Annotated in this window: 1 protein-coding gene; it reads right to left on the reverse strand. The window is 45.7% G+C overall.

Annotation, left to right across the window (positions count from 1 at the left end; all coding sequences use genetic code 11):
- Positions 1-208: Rib/alpha-like domain-containing protein (locus tag E4T71_RS09705; RefSeq protein ID WP_245165746.1), on the reverse strand; the 208-nt coding region annotated here is incomplete at both ends.

Raw genomic sequence — 208 nt, forward strand, 5'->3', positions numbered from 1 at the left:
TACCACAGCTGTTGCTGGCTTATCTCCTGGTGTGGTTGTATCTACTGGTTCCTCAAAGCTTACCTTAGTACCTGCTGGCAAGTCTCCTAGATTTGCAATAGATTTAGATGGATCTACTTCCTCACCTGGTTTAACGGTCTGATCTTGTGCTACTGGCGTGTTCTTATCCGCGTCGGTTGGTTCAGAAACTTTAACAGTTACTGGAACC

It is taken from the genome of Streptococcus sp. WM07, from assembly GCF_004570525.1.
In the GTDB taxonomy this organism is placed as follows: domain Bacteria; phylum Bacillota; class Bacilli; order Lactobacillales; family Streptococcaceae; genus Streptococcus.